The organism is Candidatus Methanoprimaticola sp. MG2 (assembly GCF_047501175.1).
In the GTDB taxonomy this organism is placed as follows: Archaea; Thermoplasmatota; Thermoplasmata; order Methanomassiliicoccales; family Methanomethylophilaceae; genus Methanoprimaticola.
In genome coordinates this window covers 104,085-126,605 of record NZ_JBEQWH010000001.1, presented here as the reverse complement: position 1 = coordinate 126,605, position 22,521 = coordinate 104,085, and the positions used below count along the sequence as shown (strand labels likewise).

General features: G+C 58.8%; 12 protein-coding genes and 2 pseudogenes. 7 read left to right on the top strand and 7 right to left on the bottom strand.

Annotation, left to right across the window (positions count from 1 at the left end; all coding sequences use genetic code 11):
- Positions 1-29 precede the first annotated feature (29 nt).
- The gene (locus V5D86_RS00545) at positions 30-9,671 is read right to left on the bottom strand and encodes a beta strand repeat-containing protein (protein ID WP_414594749.1); all 9,642 of its coding nucleotides are present in this window, start codon (positions 9,669-9,671) and stop codon (positions 30-32) included.
- Positions 9,672-11,363: 1,692 nt separating this feature from the next.
- Between V5D86_RS00545 and ileS the strand changes: the two genes are divergently transcribed.
- Together ileS and V5D86_RS00535 are read left to right on the top strand one after the other, a co-directional pair.
- Entirely contained in the window at positions 11,364-14,312 is a 2,949-nt protein-coding gene (gene ileS / locus V5D86_RS00540) for an isoleucine--tRNA ligase (protein WP_414594748.1), read from the top strand.
- Between the two features lie 162 nt (positions 14,313-14,474).
- Positions 14,475-15,854, top strand: coding sequence for an ATP-binding protein (locus V5D86_RS00535; protein WP_414594747.1), 1,380 nt, complete (start codon positions 14,475-14,477; stop codon positions 15,852-15,854).
- Here V5D86_RS00535 and V5D86_RS00530 read toward each other — a convergent pair.
- Positions 15,844-16,251, bottom strand: a complete 408-nt coding sequence (locus V5D86_RS00530) for a winged helix-turn-helix transcriptional regulator (RefSeq protein WP_414594746.1) — start codon at positions 16,249-16,251, stop codon at positions 15,844-15,846. The two genes, V5D86_RS00535 and V5D86_RS00530, sit on opposite strands and share 11 nt — an antisense overlap.
- Before the next feature lie 57 nt (positions 16,252-16,308).
- Between V5D86_RS00530 and V5D86_RS00525 the strand changes: the two genes are divergently transcribed.
- From V5D86_RS00525 to V5D86_RS00515, 3 genes are all read left to right on the top strand, one after another.
- Complete coding sequence (locus V5D86_RS00525) at positions 16,309-16,875, top strand: CDP-alcohol phosphatidyltransferase family protein (protein ID WP_414594745.1); 567 nt, start codon at positions 16,309-16,311, stop codon at positions 16,873-16,875.
- 70 nt (positions 16,876-16,945) lie between these two features.
- Positions 16,946-17,707 carry an EFR1 family ferrodoxin gene (locus tag V5D86_RS00520; protein ID WP_414594744.1) on the top strand — a complete coding sequence of 254 codons (762 nt, stop codon included), beginning with the start codon at positions 16,946-16,948 and terminating at the stop codon, positions 17,705-17,707.
- Positions 17,708-17,740: 33 nt separating this feature from the next.
- Positions 17,741-18,724, top strand: coding sequence for a 4Fe-4S dicluster domain-containing protein (locus tag V5D86_RS00515; RefSeq protein WP_414594743.1), 984 nt, complete (start codon positions 17,741-17,743; stop codon positions 18,722-18,724).
- Between the two features lie 35 nt (positions 18,725-18,759).
- Here the strand turns inward: V5D86_RS00515 and V5D86_RS00510 are convergent.
- From V5D86_RS00510 to V5D86_RS00500, 3 genes and pseudogenes are all read right to left on the bottom strand, one after another.
- Positions 18,760-19,134: pseudogene (locus tag V5D86_RS00510) on the bottom strand (NUDIX domain-containing protein); the annotation flags it as partial.
- Positions 19,135-19,155: 21 nt separating this feature from the next.
- Positions 19,156-19,536 (bottom strand): annotated as a pseudogene (locus V5D86_RS00505) (aconitase X swivel domain-containing protein); the annotation flags it as partial.
- Positions 19,533-20,708: an aconitase X gene (locus V5D86_RS00500; RefSeq protein ID WP_414594742.1), complete on the bottom strand. Its 1,176-nt coding sequence runs from the start codon at positions 20,706-20,708 to the stop codon at positions 19,533-19,535. The gene V5D86_RS00500 and the pseudogene V5D86_RS00505, both read right to left, overlap by 4 nt.
- A 74-nt stretch (positions 20,709-20,782) precedes the next feature.
- Here V5D86_RS00500 and V5D86_RS00495 point away from each other — a divergent pair, with 74 nt between their 5' ends.
- Positions 20,783-21,151 (top strand): fluoride efflux transporter FluC, encoded by a 369-nt coding sequence (locus V5D86_RS00495; RefSeq protein WP_414594741.1) that lies wholly within the window; start codon positions 20,783-20,785, stop codon positions 21,149-21,151.
- Between the two features lie 9 nt (positions 21,152-21,160).
- On the opposite strand, the gene V5D86_RS00490 is transcribed toward V5D86_RS00495, so the two are convergent.
- Together V5D86_RS00490 and V5D86_RS00485 are read right to left on the bottom strand one after the other, a co-directional pair.
- A complete protein-coding gene (locus V5D86_RS00490) occupies positions 21,161-21,307 on the bottom strand; it encodes a hypothetical protein (RefSeq protein WP_414594740.1) in 147 nt (48 codons plus the stop codon).
- A 50-nt stretch (positions 21,308-21,357) separates the two neighbouring features.
- Positions 21,358-21,837 (bottom strand): aminoacyl-tRNA deacylase, encoded by a 480-nt coding sequence (locus V5D86_RS00485; protein ID WP_414594739.1) that lies wholly within the window; start codon positions 21,835-21,837, stop codon positions 21,358-21,360.
- 108 nt (positions 21,838-21,945) lie between these two features.
- Here V5D86_RS00485 and V5D86_RS00480 point away from each other — a divergent pair, with 108 nt between their 5' ends.
- On the top strand, positions 21,946-22,482 hold the full coding sequence (locus V5D86_RS00480; RefSeq protein ID WP_414594738.1) for an inorganic diphosphatase: 537 nt from the start codon (positions 21,946-21,948) through the stop codon (positions 22,480-22,482).
- Positions 22,483-22,521: the final 39 nt, after the last annotated feature.

Genomic DNA, 22,521 nt, shown 5'->3' with positions numbered 1-22,521 from the left:
CAAGGTGTCCGGGGGGTCCCCGGACGGTTTCAGGACCTGTCCTCCCCGTCTCCGGAGGAGGGCTTCCCGCGGAAGTGGTACCATGCGAGGCCCATGACCGCGACGGTGACGACGAGCGCCGCGATGTCCCATGCGCATCCGTGCAGGGCGACGACGACCGCATCTACGACCAGAGCGGCGACGGTCGCGGCCCACGTGAGCAGGTCGAATGGACCCTCCCTGTGGACCAGGAACAGGAATGCGACATAGACGACCAGCACCAGCAGGACCGCCCATGCGTAGCATCCCTTGCCGTCATCGGTGCCCTCCCCGGGCACGGGCTCGGGTTCGGGATCGGGCCCGGGTCCGGGGGACTCGGTGCCCTCCTTCACCAGGAACGGCCCGTACACCAGCGTCTCGCCGGTGACTGGGTCCACGACCTGGATCGTGACGTAGTAGTCGTTCTCCGGGCTCAGGTTGTCCCATGTCAGGACATCGCCGTTCCCTTCGACCCAGGGGTTCCCGTCGGGTCCGAGGACGACGTTGCCGTCCTTGTCGGTTATCTGGTACTTGGCGCCGGTGTCGGTGTCGATGGACACGGAGCTGTCGCCCTTGTCGGTGACCGCGTGTCCGGGGACCTTGGGGGTGGTGACGGTGCTCTCGACCTTCTCCTTGCCGTCCTTGTCCTTGCTCACGACGGTGTAGTCCTGCCCGGGCTCGAACGGTCCGAACACGATGTCCTTCCCGGACGATCCGGAGGACCAGTCGCCGACGATGTTGCCGTCCTTGTCCATGACCGCGTACTCCTTGTCCTTCTCGGGGGTGACGGTGATCACGACCTTCCCGTCGACGATGTCGGTGCCGACCTCGGTGGTCGGCTTGGACGGGTCGGTGCCGCCGGACCCGGAGCCTCCGGAGGAGGGGTTGTTCGGCGACACGGGCGTGTCCTGGTATCCGAGGGCGTATGTGGAGAACTTCTCCGCGACTACAACGATGTACACGATGTTCCTGTCGGCGGAGTACTCGATGTAATAGCATTCGCCACCCCACCTGTCGGCATAATACTTGTTGCTGACCTTTCTGATGTCATCGATGTTGGTCTGCCCGTTACCGGTGTGTTCGCGGTAGAGCTTGATGTGCTCGGGACCCTTGTCGCCGAGACTGTCCCACATCGCCTTGCTGACCTCCATGTAGAAGGTCATCAATCCACTGGTGTTGGGTATGACGAACTCCTCGGACACGTTGTCTTTGGTCACTGTCTTGGTTATGGTGACATCGACGAAGTCGACCATCGTGATATCCTGATCCTTCGCCTTGTTGCTGATGCTATCGATGACGTTACTGTCCTTCTGGACCGTGGCATTGAGTGTGATCGTCACGTGAGATCCGTTAGCGGTCTCACCCGTGTTGGTGACGGTCTCCAGCTTCTCCGGAACGACGGGAACCTCTCCGGTGACCTGGGTGTTCAGGTTACCGGTTCCAGTCGAATCAGACTCGATGACAACACTAACATCGACATCCCCTCCGATGACGGTCACCTTCGTCGTGACAATCTTGTCGTTGTACTGGACAACGACGTTGTACACTCCTGGGGAGACGCCCTCGAACCCGATAACGCCATTTGTGTCAGTGACACCGAATGCCAGGGACTCCTCCCCACGCATGATGGAGACCTGAGCGCCGCTTGCGACACTTCCGCCCTCAGTCTTAACGGTCACTTCGACCTTGTATTCCGGAACAGTGACGGTTGAACCTCCAGTTCCGGGAGAACCGCCTGCACCTCCAGATCCAGGAGTACCGCCGGTTCCAGACGAGGAATCGCCCCCGTCGCCTCCGTTGCCTCCCATGAGGTTGCTGTCACCATCAGAAGTTACGTTATTTCCTGCGGAAACTCCTCCGTTCCCACCAATACCGCCGGTTCCAGACGAGGAATCGCCCCCGTCGCCTCCGTTGCCTCCGATGACATCGGACCCTTCGACACTGACATCACCGTCTACTGCTTCCGGACCTTTGATACCAGGACCTCCGTTGCCTCCGTTGCCTCCTCCATTGCTACTGTTGTTTTTAGAACCGGATGAACCTCCGTTGCCTCCGTTACCGCCAGTAACGGTTGAATCAATGACCGTTCCAGTACCAGCCCCCGGGTCGAGTCCGGCTCCGCCGTCTCCACCGTCGCCTCCGATATTTTCCTTGGAAAAACCACCGGCCCCTCCGTTGCCTCCGGTCACGGTGGATCCTCCGTTGATGATGGTGTCCTCGGACCCGGAGACGGCATCGCCTCCGGCTCCGCCGTCGCCACCAGGACCAGTGGTCCCGTTACCTGCGGAACCTCCGTTGCCTCCGACGACATTGGAACCGTTCACCTTGACGTCGTCGCCGTTGACACCGGCTCCGCCGGCTCCTCCGTTGCCTCCGATGGTCCCGTTACCTGCGGAACCTCCGTTGCCTCCTATGACGTCCGCGCCTCCGGAGACGGTGACATCTGTCTCGGGGCAGTCGATCGCCCCTCCGCCTACGCCTCCGTTGCCTCCGGTACCGGAAGCGGAGGAACCTCCGTTGCCTCCCTTCCCTCCGGTCACATCGGATTCGTTACCGCTCACGGTGACGTTCTCGGGGCCGTTGTCGTTGTTGTTGCCTATCGCAGGGCCTCCGGCTCCACCGTTGCCTCCGGCGCCGGCCGTGTTGTTGCCGCCGTTACCGCCGTTGCCTCCGACAAGGTCCCCGTCGTCGACGGTGACCGAGCCCATCCCGTTCTCGCCGGGGTTGATCGCCGCACCGCCGTTACCGCCCGCGTGCCCGGCGGAACCGCTGCCGCCGTTCCCGCCGGTGACCTTACCGCCATTGCTCACGGTGACGTCGCTGGTGGAGTCGATACCGGCTCCGCCTGCGCCTCCGAGTCCGTTCGGGTTGTTGCCACCATTGCCTCCGACGACCTTTCCGTTATCGGTGACGGTCACAGGGATGTAGGTCTCGATACCGGCTCCGCCTGGTTTTCCGGCGGATCCGTTGCCTCCAGTGACGGTGACTCCGTCCCCGATGGTTATCGACCCGTTCGTGGGCCCAGCTTTATCCTTAGTACCGTTCGCGTCTATCGCAGGCGCACCGTTGCCTCCGGTGACATTGCCGGAGCCGGTTATGGTGAGGTCCGTTCCAGATCCGCCGGAGCCGGTCATGATGATGGCCGACCCGTTCTCGTTCTTGATGGTGTGTCCGTTGAGGTCTATCTCCACCTTGCCCCACGTGTCGGGAATCGTAATAGGTCCCGCTATGTCGCCCTTGATCTCCACGACATAACCGCCGGTCTCGGGATCGAATGTGACCTTGACATTCTCATTATCGTCGAAAGCATCCTCGATATCGGTCTTGGTCGTATCGATGGTTGCACCGTTGCTACCGCCAGAGCCTCCATCAGTACCATCACCTCCGGTGCCTCCAGAGGAACCGGTCCCGCCGTTTCCACCGTTACCTCCCGTGACGCCACTCTGATCGCCAGTGACGGTTCCAGTGCTTCCGGACCCTCCGTCTCCGCCGTTTCCTCCGGGTGTATTCGTGGATCCGGATCCTCCCTGGCCTCCGTTTCCTCCGGTGACCGTGGACCCGGTCTCGACATTGGTGGTTCCGCCGGAATTGTCGACTGCAGCACCTCCCTGGCCTCCAGCACCTCCGGTGACTCCGGTTCCGGTTCCCTGACTCGATCCTCCGGTGCCACCGTTTCCTCCGGTGACCTCGGAGTTGGACCCTATGTCCACGCTGGCCCCGGGCACATCGATGGCGCCTCCGCCGTTTCCTCCGGTGCCGCCAGATCCGCCCGTGGAGGACCCTCCGGTGCCACCGTTTCCTCCGGTGACCTTCGAGTCGTCCACCACGATGCTGCCGGAAGTTCCGGATTCAGGCCTCGATATAGCCGCGCCTCCGTTTCCTCCGGCACCTCCAGTACCAGTGCCTTCAGTCTCGCCACCGTTGCCTCCGGATCCACCGATCACCTCGGAGTCGTTCTTGATCGTCACATCGGTCCCAGTTCCAGGGACGATTGCGGACCCTCCGTTTCCACCAGAAGTGCCCGGCGATCCGGATGCGCCGTCACCTCCGGCTCCGCCGACGACCTTTCCGTTGTCGACCGAGACGGGCCCCAATGTACCTTTGTCACTCGGCTTTATGGCAGGACCTCCGGCTCCACCGGCACCCGTGCCGTCGGAATCGCCTCCGTTTCCTCCGATGACCTGTCCGCCGTTGCTGACGTTCACGGTGCTGTCGGACTCGATAGCCGCGCCTCCGGCTCCGCCATTGGTGCCGTCGCCTCCGATGACCTTGCCATCGTTGGTGACGGTCACGGGGATGTCCGTGACTATCCCGGCACTGCCCGGGGATCCCGATCCTCCGATGACGATCGCGCCGCCCTCGACGGTGATCGATCCCTTTGAAGGTGCACTATCACTGCCGTTTCCATCCGCATCAATGGCGGGTGCACCGGATCCTCCGATGACCTGTCCGCCTCCTGCGGAGTCCTTGATGACCAGGTCCGTACCGGCACCATCTTTGGAACCGGTCATGATTATCGCGGACCCTCCGTTGCCGATTATGTCGTTGCCGTTGAGGTCGATCTCAACGTCTCCCCAGGTGTCGGGGATTTCGATGGGGCCGCTGACATCGCCGTTGAGGTCGATCTCGAAGCGTCCGGTGTCGTGGTTGTACTCAACGGACACGTTGCCTCTGATTTCTTCCTTGATCTCTCCGATGATCTTGTCGATACCGGCCTGATTCGTTCCATTGGATCCAGTGGCTCCGGTTCCGCTGGTTCCGGTTCCGGTCCCACCGGTTCCTCCGGTCCCACCGGTTCCCGTGCTGGAATCTCCACCGTTACCGCCGGTACCTCCGGTGACGTTGCTCTCCTTGTCCACAGTGGTGGTTCCAGAACTTCCGGATATCCCGGCCCCACCGGTTCCTCCGGCACCTCCGTTGGTATTGCCCTTTCCGTCGCTTCCGTCTCCTCCGGACCCTCCGGTCACTTCGGAGACACCGCCGACGTTGACGTTGTTTCCTCCGGATATCCCGGCCCCACCGGTTCCTCCGGCGACACCGTCGCCCTTCCCGTCACCGCCGTTACCGCCGGTGACCTTGGAGTCGTCCACAGTGATGTTTCCGGAGTCTCCAATCACACCGGAACCTCCACTACCCGGTGTTTTGCCTTCAGAACTTGTGTTGTTACCGGATCCTCCGTCTCCTCCGGAGACCTCAGAACCGTCCGTGATATCTATGTCCCCTCCGGCGGTCACTCCGGAACCGCCGTTACCTCCGGCGCCCGTGGTGCTGTCCCCGCCGTCGCCTCCGGCGACGGTTGAATCGGATACAGAGACAGATGTGTCATTACTAGTGCCGACATCTATCGCCCCGCCTCCGTTTCCTCCGCTGCCAGAGCCTCCGGAATCTCCTCCGGAGCCTCCGGTCACGACGGAACCGTCGGAGACCACTATGTTGCCCGGACCCTTTGCATCGTCTTTAGGATCGATCGCGGCCCCGCCGTCACCGCCCTTGCCAGAATCGGAGTCCCCTCCGGAGCCTCCGGCGACCGTCCCGTTCTCGATGTTGATGTACTCGTCCCCATCCCCGTTGGGAGTGATGGCGGCACCTCCGGATCCTCCGGTCCCGGTCGTACCCTTGCCACCGTCACCACCGACGACCTGTCCGCCGTTGCTGACGGTGACATTGCTGGTGGAGTCGATACCGGCTCCGCCGTTCCCTCCACTGGTTCCGTCACCTCCACTACCTCCGGTGACCTTTCCGCCGTCGGTGACGGTCACAGGGATGTCGGTCTCGATACCAGCGCCTCCATTGGTTCCGTTGCCTCCGGAGACGTTGACGTCCTTCCCGATGGTTATGGACCCGTTGGTGGGTGCACCGTAAGTTCCGTTTCCATTCGCATCTATCGCAGGCGCACCGTTGCCCCCGGTGACATCGCCGGGGCCAGTTATGGTAAGGTTCGTCCCGGATTCACCGGAACCGGTCATTATGATAGCGGGACCGCTATCCTTTCCAATGATGTCGTTGCCATTGAGGTCGATCTCGACGTCTCCCCAGGTATCGGGAATGAGGATGGGAGTGCCAGTTATGTCCTTCTTCAGCTCCACCTTGAACCCATCGTCGGTCTTCGTTACAGTGGCATATTCGTTGGATATGCTAGAACCATTGACTATGCCGTTTGTCCCGGTGACCGTGATGAGGATGGTCTCCAGGAACGCCTTGTCGACCAGACCGTCGATAGCGTCCTTGGCCCCCTCCAGATCGCCGTTGAGAGGAACGTTGTTGATTTCATTGATTATCTTGTCTATAGCTGCTTGAATGGTCAGATTGCCTCCGGCAAGACCCCCGATCTTCTTGATCGCCTCGATCTTGTAGTCCTCGAGCAGTGATTCCTTGATATGGTTCAGAGGTTCGGAGATGTTCATCTGTTGCTGCTTACCATCTATGATGAATGTGGCGTTGCCGCTCTCATCAACCTTGAAATCGGACGCTGGTATCCCATCGTTCAACGGCCTCACGTTGCCGTCCTTGTCGATGTACGACGTGCCCGGACCGCCATGGATGTATCCCCTGTCGTCCGAGCACAGTATGTAGTATGTGAACTCATGGATGACTTCGTCGACGCCATTCTCTGTCGCAATCACCTGTATGTGCGCCTCATTGCCGACGAATACCCTGTTGTTGCCAACCGTCTCGTAAACAGAAATTTCAACCTTGTTTTCTGAACCAAACGAATATGTCTCCTTCCCACTCCCGACCGTTATTTGGACCTTCAGACCCGTGGCTAGTGACCCACTGACCGTCGCCTTGTCAAGAACCGTCTGGACCACATCGATACGGCCCTGGTACACAACGGATTCACCACCGGCGGATGTGACGAAATACGCCTTATCGGGGCCCCCGTCGGTCACATACGTCGAATCGACACCGGTGACGACCTCGGTCGAGAATGTATGATTGGCAGAGCTCATATCGAGCTTCAGGGCGGAATCGGGAGTGCCTGTCAGAGCGATCTTCGAACTTCCCGATATCAATCCGAACGAGTCCTCGTACCCTCCAATCTTCGAAGCGTCCATCGAAAGAGTTCCATCGTTCACGACGACTCCGCTCCCGGTCTTCGTCACCATGTTACCGGAGATCGTCCCTCCGCCAAGGGTCGCATTCGTACCAGACTCTACGAAGATCGCTCCCCCGTACACGGCGAAGTTGCCGGATATGGAACCTCCGTTCATAAAGAAGATTCCGCCGCTTGCGACGTATATCGCTCCTCCCTTGCCGGTATCATCTAGGGATCCATTGCTGGTCGTCACGAAGTTGCTGATCTCGGCATCCTTACCGATCTCAGTATCATTGCTGATGGTGAGCTTTCCACCACTTGCGACATTGACCGCACCCCCGTTGCAGACACGCTCCGTTCCGGTGCCGTCGAGATTCACGCCTGTGAGTGTGAGGTCTCCGCCCGAGGCCACCTTGAATAGACTGTTGTTCCCAGCATGAGAGATCGTGTAGCCTTTTCCGACGATAGTGACCTTTTTGCTTATATCATAGGACTCAGAGGTGGTTATGTCCATCAGGATCTCGATCGTCGAACTGCTTCCAGTCACTGCATTGATCGCATCTTTCAGCGTTTTGTAACGGTCGGATCCGATCTTGGCGACGTACGTCACGATGTCGTCTGTATTCTTGGCACCGACAGCCATCCAGACTGTATCATTCTCGGGTGTATGGGCTACCGTCTTATTGGCGTCATTCCTGTCACGACTCTCGCTATCGACATCATATACGACACCGTACGCCTCGCCATTGTCGGAGAAGAGATGCTTGATGTGCCCCTTTTCCGTAGCACCAGTCGCGACCTTCACGTCCGATGCCCCCGTGGGCTGGACCGCGGTCGTTATGACCACACGGCTGCCCTCTGCCAGGGCGCCTCCGACCGTGAACGTCAGACCCTTTTTGACATAGAGGTCGCTCTTGATCTTGTCGCGAAGGGCCTCGTTCCCTTCGATTTTCAGCGGAACCTTAGCATAACTCCCGCCGATGGTCAACGTACTGTGTGCGTACCAGGTGGCGACACCGCCGTCATTGCCCGTGATGGTACCACCGACTATCGTCGCCCTTCCATGGGCGTGGACTATGATGCCACCAACACCGGACCCTATGGGGATCTTGTTGTCCCTGATCACTCCGTCGTTGATGAACACCCCGTATCCATCGTCGTTGTATGCGGTCGCTATGGCACCTCCGCACACGGAGGTGTTGTCCTCGATGATCCCGCCGTTCATGGTGAACTTGCTGTTCCCGATGACTGCGACTCCCCCGGCGGCCAGGGCGGTGCCCGGACGTTCGTAGTCATTGTTGTCCGAGATCACGGCGCCATCGTTCATGATCAGCGTCCCGGCATCGGTCTTGTCCTTCCCGACCCAGACCCCGGTGCCCCCGTTGGTGATGATCGTTCCTTCGTCCAATGTCAGGGTCGCACCCTTGGTGACCAGGACGGAACTGCTCTGAGTCTTGCCGTTGCCGTCGATGGTCAGATCGGTGAATGTGACACTGACATCTTTTCCAGAAACTATCACCAGATCGGAGTTGGAACAGTTCCTGATAAGGGCGTGACCGTTGCCGTCCAATGTGAGGGACTTGTAGATCGTCACGGGAGCCTTCAGACGGATGTCGGAGAGGAGCCTTATCCCCTCATGAGCACTAGAGTTGAACTTCCCTATCGCATCATCGAGCGTCCGATGGGTGCTGACCACGTTCCCGCTCTTGTCGTATATCACGGCGACGCCGCCGGAATCCATCCCGGCAGCGACCTTGGTCAACCAGACCGTTCCATTCGACACTGTGTGACCTGCAGGATGCTTGACGGTACCTCCCATGGTGACATACTCCGAACCGTTATCATAGGCTATGCCGTGAACGCTGGATATGTCGGAATGGACATAGTTGTAAACATCCGAGCCGCTTCCAGCAGTACCGACCTCTACCTCGGTCATGGAGGCCAGGCCGTTGACATAGATGCCTATGCTGGCGCCCTTTCCCAAACCTCCACTGAAGTCGATGGTCTGTCCGTTCTGGAGGAACACGTTGGACATGCCGCCGTTCATCGACGTCCCCCTGTTGCCGTCGATCACGGCGGTGCCTGAGATCTTCACCTTGTTCGCATCGTTTTTGGAATTCGGGGTGGAGTTGTCGTACACGCCCCCTCCGTACACGGCGGAGTTGTTCTTGATGGAACCACCGGACATCTCGAAGGTGGACCCTCCGTTCTGGTGCAGGAATATTGTACCCTTCGCGCGCGGGGAGTCCTTACCGTTGCCCTCGATGGTCCCGCCTGTGATCTTCAGCGTCGTACTACCATGTGTATCGGTATCGAATGCACTGACATAGAACACAGTCCCCTCGTTCGCTGTGGAGTTGCATCCCGTGATCGTTCCGCCTTCCATACTGAAGGTAGACCCATTGACAAGTCTTATCGGGCCGTAGGCAGACTTCAGATTCTCGATTATGGAACCACCCTTCATCACGATGGTCCCCTTGTATGGGGTCGCGGCATCCTCAAACCCGATCACGAAGTACTTGGAGGTGATAGTTGAGGTGTTGGATGTATTATTGATATTGACAATCTCGGTATTCGACCCGATGGTCAATGTACCGCCCTTGACGATGATGTTCATCTCGACAGGATCGTTATCTTTTCCACCTATGATTACCTGCTCAAGAGTGAGAGCCCCTATGACCCTAATATCGCCTACAAACTGACTCCTCCCTCCAGCCGGATTTGTTGTAGGGCTATCATAATCTTGGGCCAAATCCGAACGAATTTTCAAATTCTTCTCAGCCGGTACGACAATACACTCTTTAATCATGCTTGCTTCAGAACCATCATAATTTTTCGTGAGAATGACGGTATCCTCGTACCAGGCGGCATCGATGGCATATTGCACCGTTGCGAATTCGACATACTTCTTAGTATCCGCGATGGACATATCGACCATCGCAACAGCAGTTACAGGCATCACAGAATAAGGCTTAGCATCACATGGTTGTTTGTACAACTTATTCACATAGTTTTTCGGATCTATTACATTCCATGTGCTGCTCCTGACCTCAAGTCCATCAGTACCATCGTCTGTCGAAGTGTCTGTCAGAGTGTTACACCCATCTCCAACGGTGGTTCCACCATCGATAAGTACAGAACCCCCACCACCCAACATGAGCACATCGGTTCCTATCGTACATCCATATAATTTAGTCGTGCTACTTGAATTGTCACCTGAATTGTTATTGACTGCACGTGATCTGAATGTAGAACCAGTACCTGTACTATCGCCGAATATCACATTGTATGCAGTAAACGACCCTGATGCTGACACTGCAACACAAGCTGCAGTAGCACCTGATGAGGACTTTACAGTACCGTTGTAAAGAATCAGACTACCATTGACAACAAATGTATCTGTGGTCCCGTCTATAACATCCCCTTTCTCATCCTTAAGAACCGTAGTTGTTGACGTTACTGACTGATTGTTGAGATTTATGAATATCGTCTTTCCAACCGGTATCGTGATGTATCTACACTTTCCGTCATATTCATTCGCCACATCGCTCAAGGTTAATCCTTTATTCAATATGATGTGTAGTTTGGTTACACCTTCTTTATTAATCTCATCTTGCAATTTTTTGGGGGTATCAACATTACTCCCAGTTCCACCGTAGTCAACATCAACCGCACTAGCATCCGCCTCGGAGTCCGATACCCCGAGCATTATTCCCGACACCAGGAGAAGCATCACTATCGCTACTGATGTCATCAAACGTCTATCACCAATGGTCCTAACCACGGTTATCTCCCCTAACCTTCGACCATCTTCGCCGATTCTATATAACGAAAACGTGAAAAGGGGGGGGGGAAACCGCTGTTAACCACACATGGACTGGATGTATGTGCCAGGACATGCGGGATGACATGCCAATGGACCTGGATCCAGACACATATGAACACCCTCCCGCCCGACGATCCGGTCCGGGAATGCGCATACTATCAGACCCGGTCGAAGTCATTCGGGACCTTATGGCGACCACATGCAATGCCATTGCTATAATGTATTTTCATAGCTACTATGCAATATGTGAAATTGTAGTGATCTCGCTACAGAAAACCTGCTAAATTGCAGTGAACGATCGTACCCGAACATCGACACGCGATCACAGTAAACATAGGAACGACACGATCCCGAATCGATGGAGGGACAGGAACACAAGACCCCCATATCCTCCAGGGCGCCCCCAACCTTTATTACGGCACGCCGGATGCCCCGCCTACCAACCCCGAGGGAAGATAGAACCCCGGGACCAGAGGGAATGCGATGATAAAGCAGATCCGCGCCAATTATGATGCCAAGTCCATAGAGAACGACGTCCAGAGATACTGGGACGAGAAGGACGCCTACCTGAAGACCAAGGAGCTCCGCGCCGACGGCAGGAAGTTCTACTTCGTCGACGGACCCCCCTACACCACCGGGGCGATCCACCTGGGAACCGCGATGAACAAGACCGTCAAGGACATATTCATCCGCTACTGGAGGATGAACGGGTACAACGTCCACGACCAGCCCGGGTTCGACATGCACGGCCTCCCCATCGAGGTCAAGGTCGAGAAGAACATCGGCGTCCATTCCAAGAAGGACATCGAGGAGCAGGGCATCGACAGGTTCGTCACCACATGCAAGGAGTTCGCGCTGGGACTCCATGCGAGCATGACCGAGCAGTTCAAGCAGCTGGGCGTCTGGATGGACTGGGACAACCCCTACCAGACAATCAAGCTGGATTACATAGAGTCCGCGTGGTGGACCCTCCAGCGTGCGTACGAGAAGGGCCTCCTGAAGGACGCCAGCAGGGTCGTCACCTGGTGCCCCAGGTGCGAGACCGCCCTCGCCGAGGCGGAGATAGAGTACTGGGACGAGACCGACCCCTCCATCATGGTCAGGTTCCCCCTGAGGGACGGCTCCGCGTCCCTCCTGATCTGGACCACCACGCCGTGGACCCTCGCGGCCAACATGGCCGTCGCCGTCCACCCCGACTTCGACTACGCCAGGGTGAGGATGTCCGGCGCCGGCGGCGACGAGGAGGTCATCATCCTCGAGGGACAGGCCGAGTACATCATGCAGAAGGGCGGGTACGAGAGGTACGAGGTCATCGAGAGGATGAAGGGGAAGCAGCTCGAGGGCCTCGAGTACGTCCCCGTCTTCGACCTCGACGCGGCCCCCAGGAGCGAGTGGACATACAGGGTCGTCACCGCCGACTACGTGGAGCAGGACAACACCGGGCTCGTCCACACCGCCCCCGGCCACGGTCCCGACGACTACGACACCGGCAAGAGGTACGGCATCGAGCCGTTCTGCCCCGTGGCGGAGAACGGAAGGTACACCGACGAGTTCCCCATGCTCGCGGGCAAGAAGGTCAAGACCGTCGCCGACGACGTCATAAAGTACCTGGACGAGAGCGGCAGGCTCTACAACAGGAGCAAGATCAAGCACAGGTACGGGCACTGCTGGAGGTGCAAGTCCCCGATCATCTACAGGAACACCAGGCAGTGGTTCGTGGACGTGCCGAAGGTCAAGGACCAGATGATGTCCGAGATCGAGCGCGCCAAGTGGGTCCCCGACTGGGCCGGGGAGTCCAGGGAGAAGAACTGGGTCGACGGCGCCCGCGAGTGGTGCATCTCCCGTCAGAGGTACTGGGGCATCCCCATGCCCGTCTGGGAGTGCGAGTGCGGAGCCAAGAGGGTCGTCGGACAGTACGAGGAGCTCAAGGATGGCTCCGGTTACACCGACGGCATGGACACCCACAGGCCGTGGATCGACGGCGTCACGTTCAAGTGCCCCGACTGCGGCAAGGTCATGCACAGGGTCCCGGACGTCCTGGACGTGTGGTTCGACTCCGGTGTCGCCGCATGGGCGTCCCTGGGATACCCCCACAGGAAGGAGGAGTTCGAGAAGTGGTGGCCCGCAGACTTCATAGTCGAGGCACACGACCAGACCCGCGGATGGTTCTACTCCCAGCTCGGGGCCGGCGTGATCTCCTTCGACCGCGCGCCCTACGACGAGGTCATGATGCACGGATGGGTGCTGGACCCCAAGGGACAGAAGATGTCCAAGTCGCTCGGCAACGTCATCGAGCCCCTGGAGCTGATCGACCAGGTAGGAGCGGACTCGCTCAGGTACTACCTGATCAAGAGCAACGCGCCTTGGGAGGACACCGCCTTCCAGAAGGACGGTCCCAAGAACGCCAGGAAGGTCCTCAACACCTACTGGAACGTCGTCAACTTCGCGTCCACCTACATGATCATCGACGGCTACGACCCCGAGAGGTTCACGATGGACGACATCTCCCAGTACCTCCGCGACGAGGACAGGTGGATGATCTCCAGGACCGAGAAGATGAAGAGGTCGGCCACCGAGTTCCTCGAGACCAGGGAGCTGCACAAGCTCGCCAGGATGCTGGAGGACTACATCATGGAGGACCTCTCCAGGTGGTACGTGTGCCTGGTCAGGGACAGGTCCTGGTCCGAGAGCAGCGACATGGAGTCGGACAAGAACGCGTCCTACTTCACCCTGCACTACGCGATCATGAACACCGCGCTGGTCCTCGCGCCGATAGCCCCGTACATCGCCGAGGAGGTCTACCAGCACATGGGCGGGAAGCTCCTGTCCGTGCACATGGAGGACTGGCCCGGGTACGACGAGGGCCTCATGAACGAGGACATCGAGCACAGCACCTCCCTCGTCCAGAACATCGTGGACGTCATCGCCGCCGAGAGGGCGAAGATGGGCTCCAAGCTCAGATGGCCCCTCCTGCAGGTGTTCGTCCGCGGGAACGATGCGGACGTGAACAAGGCGGTCAAGAGGTTCGACGGCGTGCTGGAGGACCAGGCGAACGTCAAGAAGGTCGTCTACCTCGGGAAGGACGAGATCCCCGCCACCGACTCGATCGAGGGCGTGGAGTTCTCCGAGGGGACGCTGTTCATAGACTTCAGCGTCACCCCAGAGATCGAGGCCGAGGGCTACGCCAGGGAGCTCATCAGGAGGATCCAGCAGATGCGCAAGGAGCTGAAGCTGAACGTGGAGCAGTACATCGACTGCCAGGTCTCCGCCGAGCCCAGGCTCCTGGAGCTGTTCGGGACCTGGAAGGACCACATCTCGACCGAGGTCAGGGCCAAGACCCTGCTCTTCACGGACGACCCGAAGGGCGCTCAGGTCAAGGCCTGGGACGTCACCGGGAAGGACATCACGATCGGCATCTCGCCGGTCCAGTGATCATGCAAACAGGGGCTCCGGCCCCTTTCCACCTTTTCTCGCCGTTTTCGATCCGACCCCCTCGAGGAGTCTGCCGATTCTCATGATAGCTGACATCGTGTCATGAAAGTTGTACTGTGAGAGTCATGAAAGTTGTACTGTGAGAGTCATGAAAGTTGTACCATGAGAGTCATGAAAGTTATACTATTAGAGTCAAACTTTCAGAATATTTATATTGTCGAACAACATCCTGAACCCGATAAGATGACACTGACCAACAAAGGTTACATTCCGAGATTGATGGATCCACAAATCGATCTCATGATGAGATCATACGGTGCAGTGAGCATCGAGGGCACTAAGTACTGTGGTAAGACCTGGACGGCACTGAACCATGCCAACAGCATATATGCACTAGACGACCCGACCCTGCAGTTCAGGAATCTCAGATATGCCGAGATGGATGTCAACTATGCCCTGGAAGGTAAAGAACCTCATCTGATCGATGAATGGCAGCTATCTCCTGGAATATGGGATGGTGTTCGTCGTAAAGTAGATGAAGATAACCGCAAAGGACGGTTCATCCTATGCGGATCATCAACCCCTAATGATGAGGACGACAGTGTTGGAAATGGGGTAAAACACAGTGGCTTCGGACGTATAGGAACCGTTCGCATGCGCACCATGTCCCTGTTCGAATCCGGTTCGTCAGACGGCAGAGTTTCTCTGTCTGGACTATTCAACTCCGAATTCAAACCCACACCCATCAAAGACATGAGGCTCGAGGACCTGATCACCATGACGATGCGTGGTGGATGGCCCGGCAACCTGAACATGTCTGACGAGGATGCGTTCAACGCTGTATCCAGGTATCCTGACTTCATCTGCGAGAAGGATCTGAAACGCGTCGATCGCAGCAAGAACCCATCTCGCATGAAGATGCTGCTCCGCTCGCTCGCACGCAACGAATCCACCATGGTGAGCATGTCCACCATCTCCAAGGACATACTGGAAAATGATGATGAGAACATCAAGGGCTCGACCATAGCCGATTACATCGATACATTGAACAGAATGTTCCTGATCGAGGATCAGATGCCATTCAGTCCGAACCTCAGATCATCCGTGAGGGTCGGCAAAACACCGAAGAGACATCTCACTGACCCTGCATTGGCAGTAGCATCGCTGGGACTCAGCAAGAAGATGCTGGAAGACGATCTGAACACATTCGGATTCATGTTCGAATCCCTGTGCGAGAGGGATCTGGGCGTGTATGCGACAGCGAACGGAGGCAGGTTGATGCACTACCGCGACGGTTCTGGAAGGGAGATCGATGCCGTTGTGGAGATGCCCGATGGGAGATGGGGTGCGTTCGAGGTCAAACTCGGAACGAACATGATAGACTCCGCTGCCGACAACCTGATCAAGATCGGCAACATGATGGCGGATGATCCCAACGGTCGTGCACCCGAATTCATGTGCGTGATTTCCGGCATGGAATCCGCGGCATACAGGCGCGAGGATGGCGTTTACGTCGTGCCGATAACATCACTCAGGAACTGAACTGCGGACGAGTCGGATCCGAGAATCGTCCCGTACGGTTCTCGACATAGTACTTCTCCGCCCACTCCATCATCTGTATGAGAATGGGGATGAGCTCCATGGAGCGTTCCGTCAGAGAATACTCCACCCTGACAGGGACCTCCGGATAAACCTCGCGGGTCACCATCCCGTAATCCTCCATCTCCCTGAGCCGGGTGGTCAGCATCGTGGAGGTCATGCCCGGGATCATGGACCTAATCCTGTTGAATCTCATCGTGCCCTCCGTCGAAAGAACGAAAACGATCGTGCTCGTCCATTTCTCCAGGATAACCCTGTTGGCATCCCTGGCACGGTTTATGCGTTCGATGGTCACACCAGACGGCAAGACCGGCCCGTTCTCCCCAGTATCGTCGACCATACCAAGTCAGTACCAACATTGTTGTTGGTATAAAATCAATACCTACATGCAGAACACATGTTCGCAGACACAGAACATCTCAGAGGCCGGATCCCCAACGCCCTGAGTGTTTCCCGTATAGTCATGTCGGTACCTCTGGCCGTCGGACTGTACCGCTTCCTCACCGAAGGGACCTCCGGTCGCATGGTCATACTTATCCTGCTGATGATGCTGGCCACGGATGTCCTCGACGGAAGGCTCGCAAGACGCTGGAGGTGCACGAGCGACACCGGGGCCGTCCTGGATGTTGCCGGCGACCTCCTCATGGCCCTGCTGTCGGCGATCGCCATGTGTGCGGCCGAGGCGGTCACGCTGCTGGTACCGTTCATGGAGGTCCTGCTGATAGCCCAGTTCTTCGTCACATCCAGGATGTCGAATGATCACATGCGTCTTAGATACGACATGTTCGGGAGGATGGCGGGGATAACGTTCATGCTGATGCCTCTGGCGGTTGTCGTAATCCGCCTGATGGACCCGAACGCCGTAGCCCCCATGACGTTGATGGTCGTCATAGCGGTGACCCTCTCCGTGGCATCGATTGTCGTGAGGACCTCATCAATCGTGGCCAGGCCGACGGATCCGTGACCGACCGAGGTCCGCAGGGCCGAAGGATCCCGACTGCATCCGTTTATACCCGCACGGGACTCGGGCAGACATGATAGCGTACTTCAGCGCCACAGGCAACACCAGGCTCGTGGCGAGGATGATTGCGGAGACCACGGGGGACACCGCGGAGTACATCCCCGACATCATAGCATCCGGGAAGAAGGTCCTGGAATCCGACAGACCGTTCGTGATCGTCACACCGATATTCGCCTGGCGCATCCCGAGGTATGTCGAGGATTTCGTCAGGGACACCGAGTTCAAGGGCGAAAAGGGGATCTATTTCGTCGTCACCTGCGGCGGGGAGGCCGCGAGGGCGGACAGGTACATCAGAAGACTGTGCGGGGAGAAGGGCCTCGACCTCCTGGGCATCGGCGTGGTCGTCATGCCGGACAACTACGTCGTGTTCTTCGAACCGGTCGACAGGGACGAGGCCGAAGACATCGTCCGCAAGGCCGTCCCAACCATCGACGGCATCTCGTCCCGCATCTCCAGGCAGGAGCCCCTGGAGTACATGACCCGGGGCGGGCTTGTGAAGAGCACCCTCGTCAACTCGATGTTCATGAGGTTCTACACCGGCGGCAGAGGATTCCGCTCAACCGAGAGGTGCACCGGATGCGGGTCATGCGCCAGGATGTGCCCCGTCAGGGCAATCACGCTCGACGACGGCAGGCCCAGGTGGAGCAGCGACTGCATGCAGTGCCTCGCATGCCTCAACAGGTGTCCGGAGCAGGCCATCGAGTTCAAGGGGAGGACTGTCGGCAGGAGGAGGTACGTCTGCCCCTTCGACGACCCCTCCGAGCTCAGGGAATGAATTAATCCCCCTAGTGGATTGACGGGTGTTCACATGACCAGGATCCGTGACCGTATCGACGAGTACCGTGCGAAGTGCATAGAATGCGGGCAGTGCAGGGAGGTCTGTCCCTCCTACCGCCACGGCGGATGCGATCCGCTGGCGGTGATGCTCGGCGACGACAAGGCGGTCTTCGACTGCGTCGGATGCGGGGAGTGCTCGAGGATCTGCCCCGAGACGGACCCCAAGACCGTGATGCTCGCGGCATACAGCATCGTCACGGGCATGGAGGTCTCGGAGTGCTTCAGAGAGACGGGACTGGCGAGACCTCTCAGGGAGGAGTCGTCCAGGACCGAGCTCCCCCCGGGATGGACCGGCGACGACGTCTACGTCATGCCGGGATGCATCGTCAGATGCTGGAACCCCCATCTGGAGCATTCCGTCCCATCCGCGTTCGGGTCGTTCGGGATAAGGTGCACGGAGCTCCCCGGCTTCACATGCTGCATGTACCCGATCCAGTTCGGATGCATGGAGGACGAGGAGAGAGACGGCTACAGGACCAGGATGGGCGAGTCCGCGGACGGGAGGCCCATGGTCACGATGTGCGCGGGATGCAGCGAGATCATGCAGATGTCCGGCGTGGAGTGCGAGCACATGATCGTCTTCCTCCACAGGCATGTCGACGACCTTCCCGTGTTGAAGAGGAGCATCAAGGTCTCGATGGAGCCCGGATGCGCGGCGAAGCCGTTCGCTTCCGAGATGAGGGAGATACTCGAGCACATGGGCTGCGACATCGTGAATAAGGAGTCGGGGTGCTGCGGGAAGGCGTCCCGCAAGGTCGCATCCGTCCTCATGTCCGAGAGACAGGATGCCGCGAAGGACTCGGACGTCATCGTCGTGGGATGCCCCATGTGCTTCGAGAAGTACGATTCCCTCCCGGGCGGGAAGCCGGTGCTCTACATAACGGAGCTCGTCGCCATCGCGTCGGGTGACGGTTCCACGCTGAGGTACCACAGGACCCCCGTGGACCTCTTCTGACAATTGTCGGGGAGGGGAGACCCTCCCCCTGAGCTTCACTGGCCGATCATGCGGTCGACGACCTCTGCGGTCTTCGACACGGTCCTCCTGTTCCCGATCTCGGCAGGGGACACCCATTCGTAGCCCTCGTTCTCCTCGTTGAGGACTGGGTCCATGTGTCCGATCCTGTACAGGAACGGATGCACCTTCCAGAGTGTCCGGCCCTCCCTGACGTAGATGGGCTTCATCATGACGTCGGGGTTGGCCACGTCTATCCCGGTCTCCTCGTGGATCTCACGCCTTGCGGCCTGCACGGGGGACTCGTCCCCCTCGATCTTGCCGGCCACGAGGGACCAGCATCCGGGGAAGGACCTGCACGTATCCGGCCTCTTCAGGAGGAGGACCTTGTCGTCGCTGTACAGTGCCGATGACACGACGGGACGTACCTCCACGTCCTCTATCTCGACCGTCCCCCCGTCCGCGTCGACGGTGACCATGTCCCCGTCCTCGAACATGTCCACGGAGGGGATGGAGTCTACCATGGGGATGGACGAGATCACGGCGCCGGTGGCGACGATGGTCTCGGCGGACTCGTTGATGACCGCCGCAGGTGCCTTCCCGTGGACCATGAGGTCGTACATAACGAACGACCCGACGGTGCTGCCCTTTCCGCGTGGGAAGACGAGGATCTTCCCCGCGACGTTTCCCCCGTTCCCGACACGGAGCTCGCCTGTGGCCCCGTCGACTCCCCCTAGGAAGCTGAGGGGCTCGTCGAGCTTGAGGACCTCCCCTCTCGCCTTGCCGGAGGCTATGGTGCGTCCCGGGATCATCACATGACCACCTCCAGGAGTGCGGCGACGTCCCGGACCATGGCCTTCTGGGAGCAGAGCGTGGGCAGGTAGTTCCCCGCCTTGGCGGAGTTCGTACCGGTGCGCTGGAAGGTCCCTTCGATGGGGGCCACGACCATACAAGTGTCCGCGAGGACGGGACCGAACTGCTCCATGACGGCGACGTCCTCGGGGCATTTGGACCTGACCTCCTCGGAGGTGCAGAACCAGATCTCGATGTCCTTGCTGACCTTCCTCTTGCCCTTGAGGAATGCCGCGATCTGATGCATCTCCTTCTCGGTGAGATGGGGGCATCCGATGGCGATCAGCTGCACATCATTGACTGTGTTGAGCCTGTCGTAGGCCGCCTCCAGCTCCTTCTCGCCTATGTGGACGACCTCCAGGTCCGAAACGTCGAAGTTCCCGGCCTCGGGCGTGGCGCCCTCTGCGTGCCAGAGCGCGACGGACCCCGCGGCGGCCATCGCCGCGCTCAGTGTCTTGGCCTCCTCGACCTCGGGGGATATGCCCCTGAAGTACGGGATCCCGCTGCCGATGGCCATCCCGACGGCCTGTCCGAGCAGCGAGTATGAGAAGACGGACCCGTCGATGTCCGCATCGATGACGACGGTGGGCCTCCTCCTCTCGTCGAGATGGAGTCCGTAGTTGGCGGTCTTCCCGAGGATGGCCGCGGCGAGCGCCCCGGGACCCCCCTCGCGGTTGGTCCTGGCACCGATGAACGAGTTGACGAACGAGAGGGCGGACGACTCCGCCCAGGCGACATGGTCGCCAAGGGTGGGGACGTTGGCTCCCGTGTAAGGGGTGCAGGAACAGGTCTTCCTGACACCCATCTGACCATAGAGGTCGATTATCCTGAGCTGCTTCTCGGCGAACTCGGGCGTGATGTGCATCTCCCTCCAGCGGTCGCGGTCCATCCCGACCGGATTGAGCGTCGAGGGCACGGAGACCTTGGCTCCGCCTGCGGCCATGTCCTCGAGGTACTTCAGACCGCCATCCCCAATCGTCTTGTACGAGGCGCCGGATAGGTGCGCGGAAGTGATGTCGATGAGATCCTCGGCCCCGTAGATCTTGCCGAGCGCGGTGACGAGCTCCATCGCTTTCTGACGGCTCTCGCCCTCCTCTCCGTCGAGGATTGCCTGCTCATCCCTGGTTAGGTCCATGAGCCGTGCATGCACTGGTCCGTATTAGAACTGACGGACAACACGCTTATATCGAAGCTTCAATCCAGCACCCAATGGGAATGGAATCCATCATACCGTTCATCGCGGTCGCCGCCGGAGGCGCACTGGGTGCGCTGAGCAGGTTCGCTGTCTACCGGACGGTCGAGACCGGATTCCCCTGGGCGACGTTCATCGTCAACATCGTGGGATGCTGCCTCGCGTCGTTCCTGATGTTCAGGTACGGGATCTACGCCGACGGCCCCATGAAGGCAATGGTCTTCACCGGGTTCTTCGGAGCGTTCACCACGATGTCCACGTTCTCGATAGACACCGTCAACCTACTGGTCGACGAGGCCTATGCAAAAGCCGGGGCCAACATATTCATGAACTCCGTCCTCTGCGTCATCGGAGCGATCGGGGGGAGATGGCTGGCACTCCTATAATCCGAGGATTCAACCCTCGATCATGAACCTCAGACAGAACGGAATCTTCTTACCCTCGGTCTTATGGAACTCCACGCAATCGTTGCAGTTCCCGTGCCTGGGACACTCGATCTTGGGGCAGTTGCAGTTCTGGTTGATCACCACGACATCCGACATGATGCGGGAATCCGCATACTCAGTATAAACACTGAACGGGTGACCCGGTGTCACTCCTGCACGGGCTTCCTGATGTCGGCGAACTGGAACTCCATGGCCTTCCCGAGGTCGGCCACGGCCATCTCGATCTGGTACCCGACCTTCCCCGCGCTGAAGTACACCCTCTCGTGGGCCTGGCAGGTCGAGTCGACGGTGACCCTCATGGGACGCTTCAGACAGAGCGGGGAGCATCCTCCGTGGACGTACCCCGTCAATCCCAGCAGGTTCTTGGACTGGATCATCGATAGGGACTTCTCCCCGACGCTCGCGGCCGCCTTCTTCAGGTCCAGCTCCCCCGTCACCGGCACCATGAAGACGTAGTACTTCCGGTCCTTGGACTCTGTGACCAGGGTCTTGAAGACCATCTCGGGGTCCTCCCCCATGGTGTTGGCCACGTCGATTCCGGACAGCGCCTCATCCCCGTAGTGGTGGGTGGAGTATGCGATCCCGAGCCTGTCGAGATGCCTCATAGGGTTGGTCTTCAGCTCCATGATGCGTGATTAGCAACCGTATATTTGAATCGAACCGTGGGGAGGCCGGAACCCTCTTGTCTAAAGTATAAGAGAAAGGAGACCATCAGGTGTCCAAGAGGTTATCAAATGACCAACATTTTCCACGACATCGACCCCTCCCTGATCGCTCCCGAGAGCTTCACCGCCGTCATCGAGATCCCCAAGGGGAGCAAGGTGAAATACGAGCTCGACAAGGACACCGGGATGCTGAGGCTCGACAGGATCCTGTCCACCTCCACCGTGTACCCTGCCAGCTACGGTTTCATCCCCAGGACCTACGCCGACGACGGCGACCCCCTGGACGCCCTCGTCCTGTGCACCGAGACCATCGCCCCCATGACCCTCGTCCAGTGCCGCCCCATCGGAGCCATCATGATGGTCGACGGAGGGGACAACGACGAGAAGATCATCGCAGTCGCCGAGGGTGACCGCGACTACAAGGACGTCACCAAGATCGAGGACCTCCCCAAGCACCTGGTCGATGAGATGTGCCACTTCTTCAGCGTCTACAAGGCCCTGGAGAACAAGGTCACCGAGATCAATGGAACCGTCGGCAAGGAGGAGGCCGAGAAGCTGGTCCAGGCCGCCATGGACGGATACCAGAAGAAGTACGGCAAGCAGTGATGCCGACCGACCCCCGTCGTGTCCCGGCAGGGGTCGGCA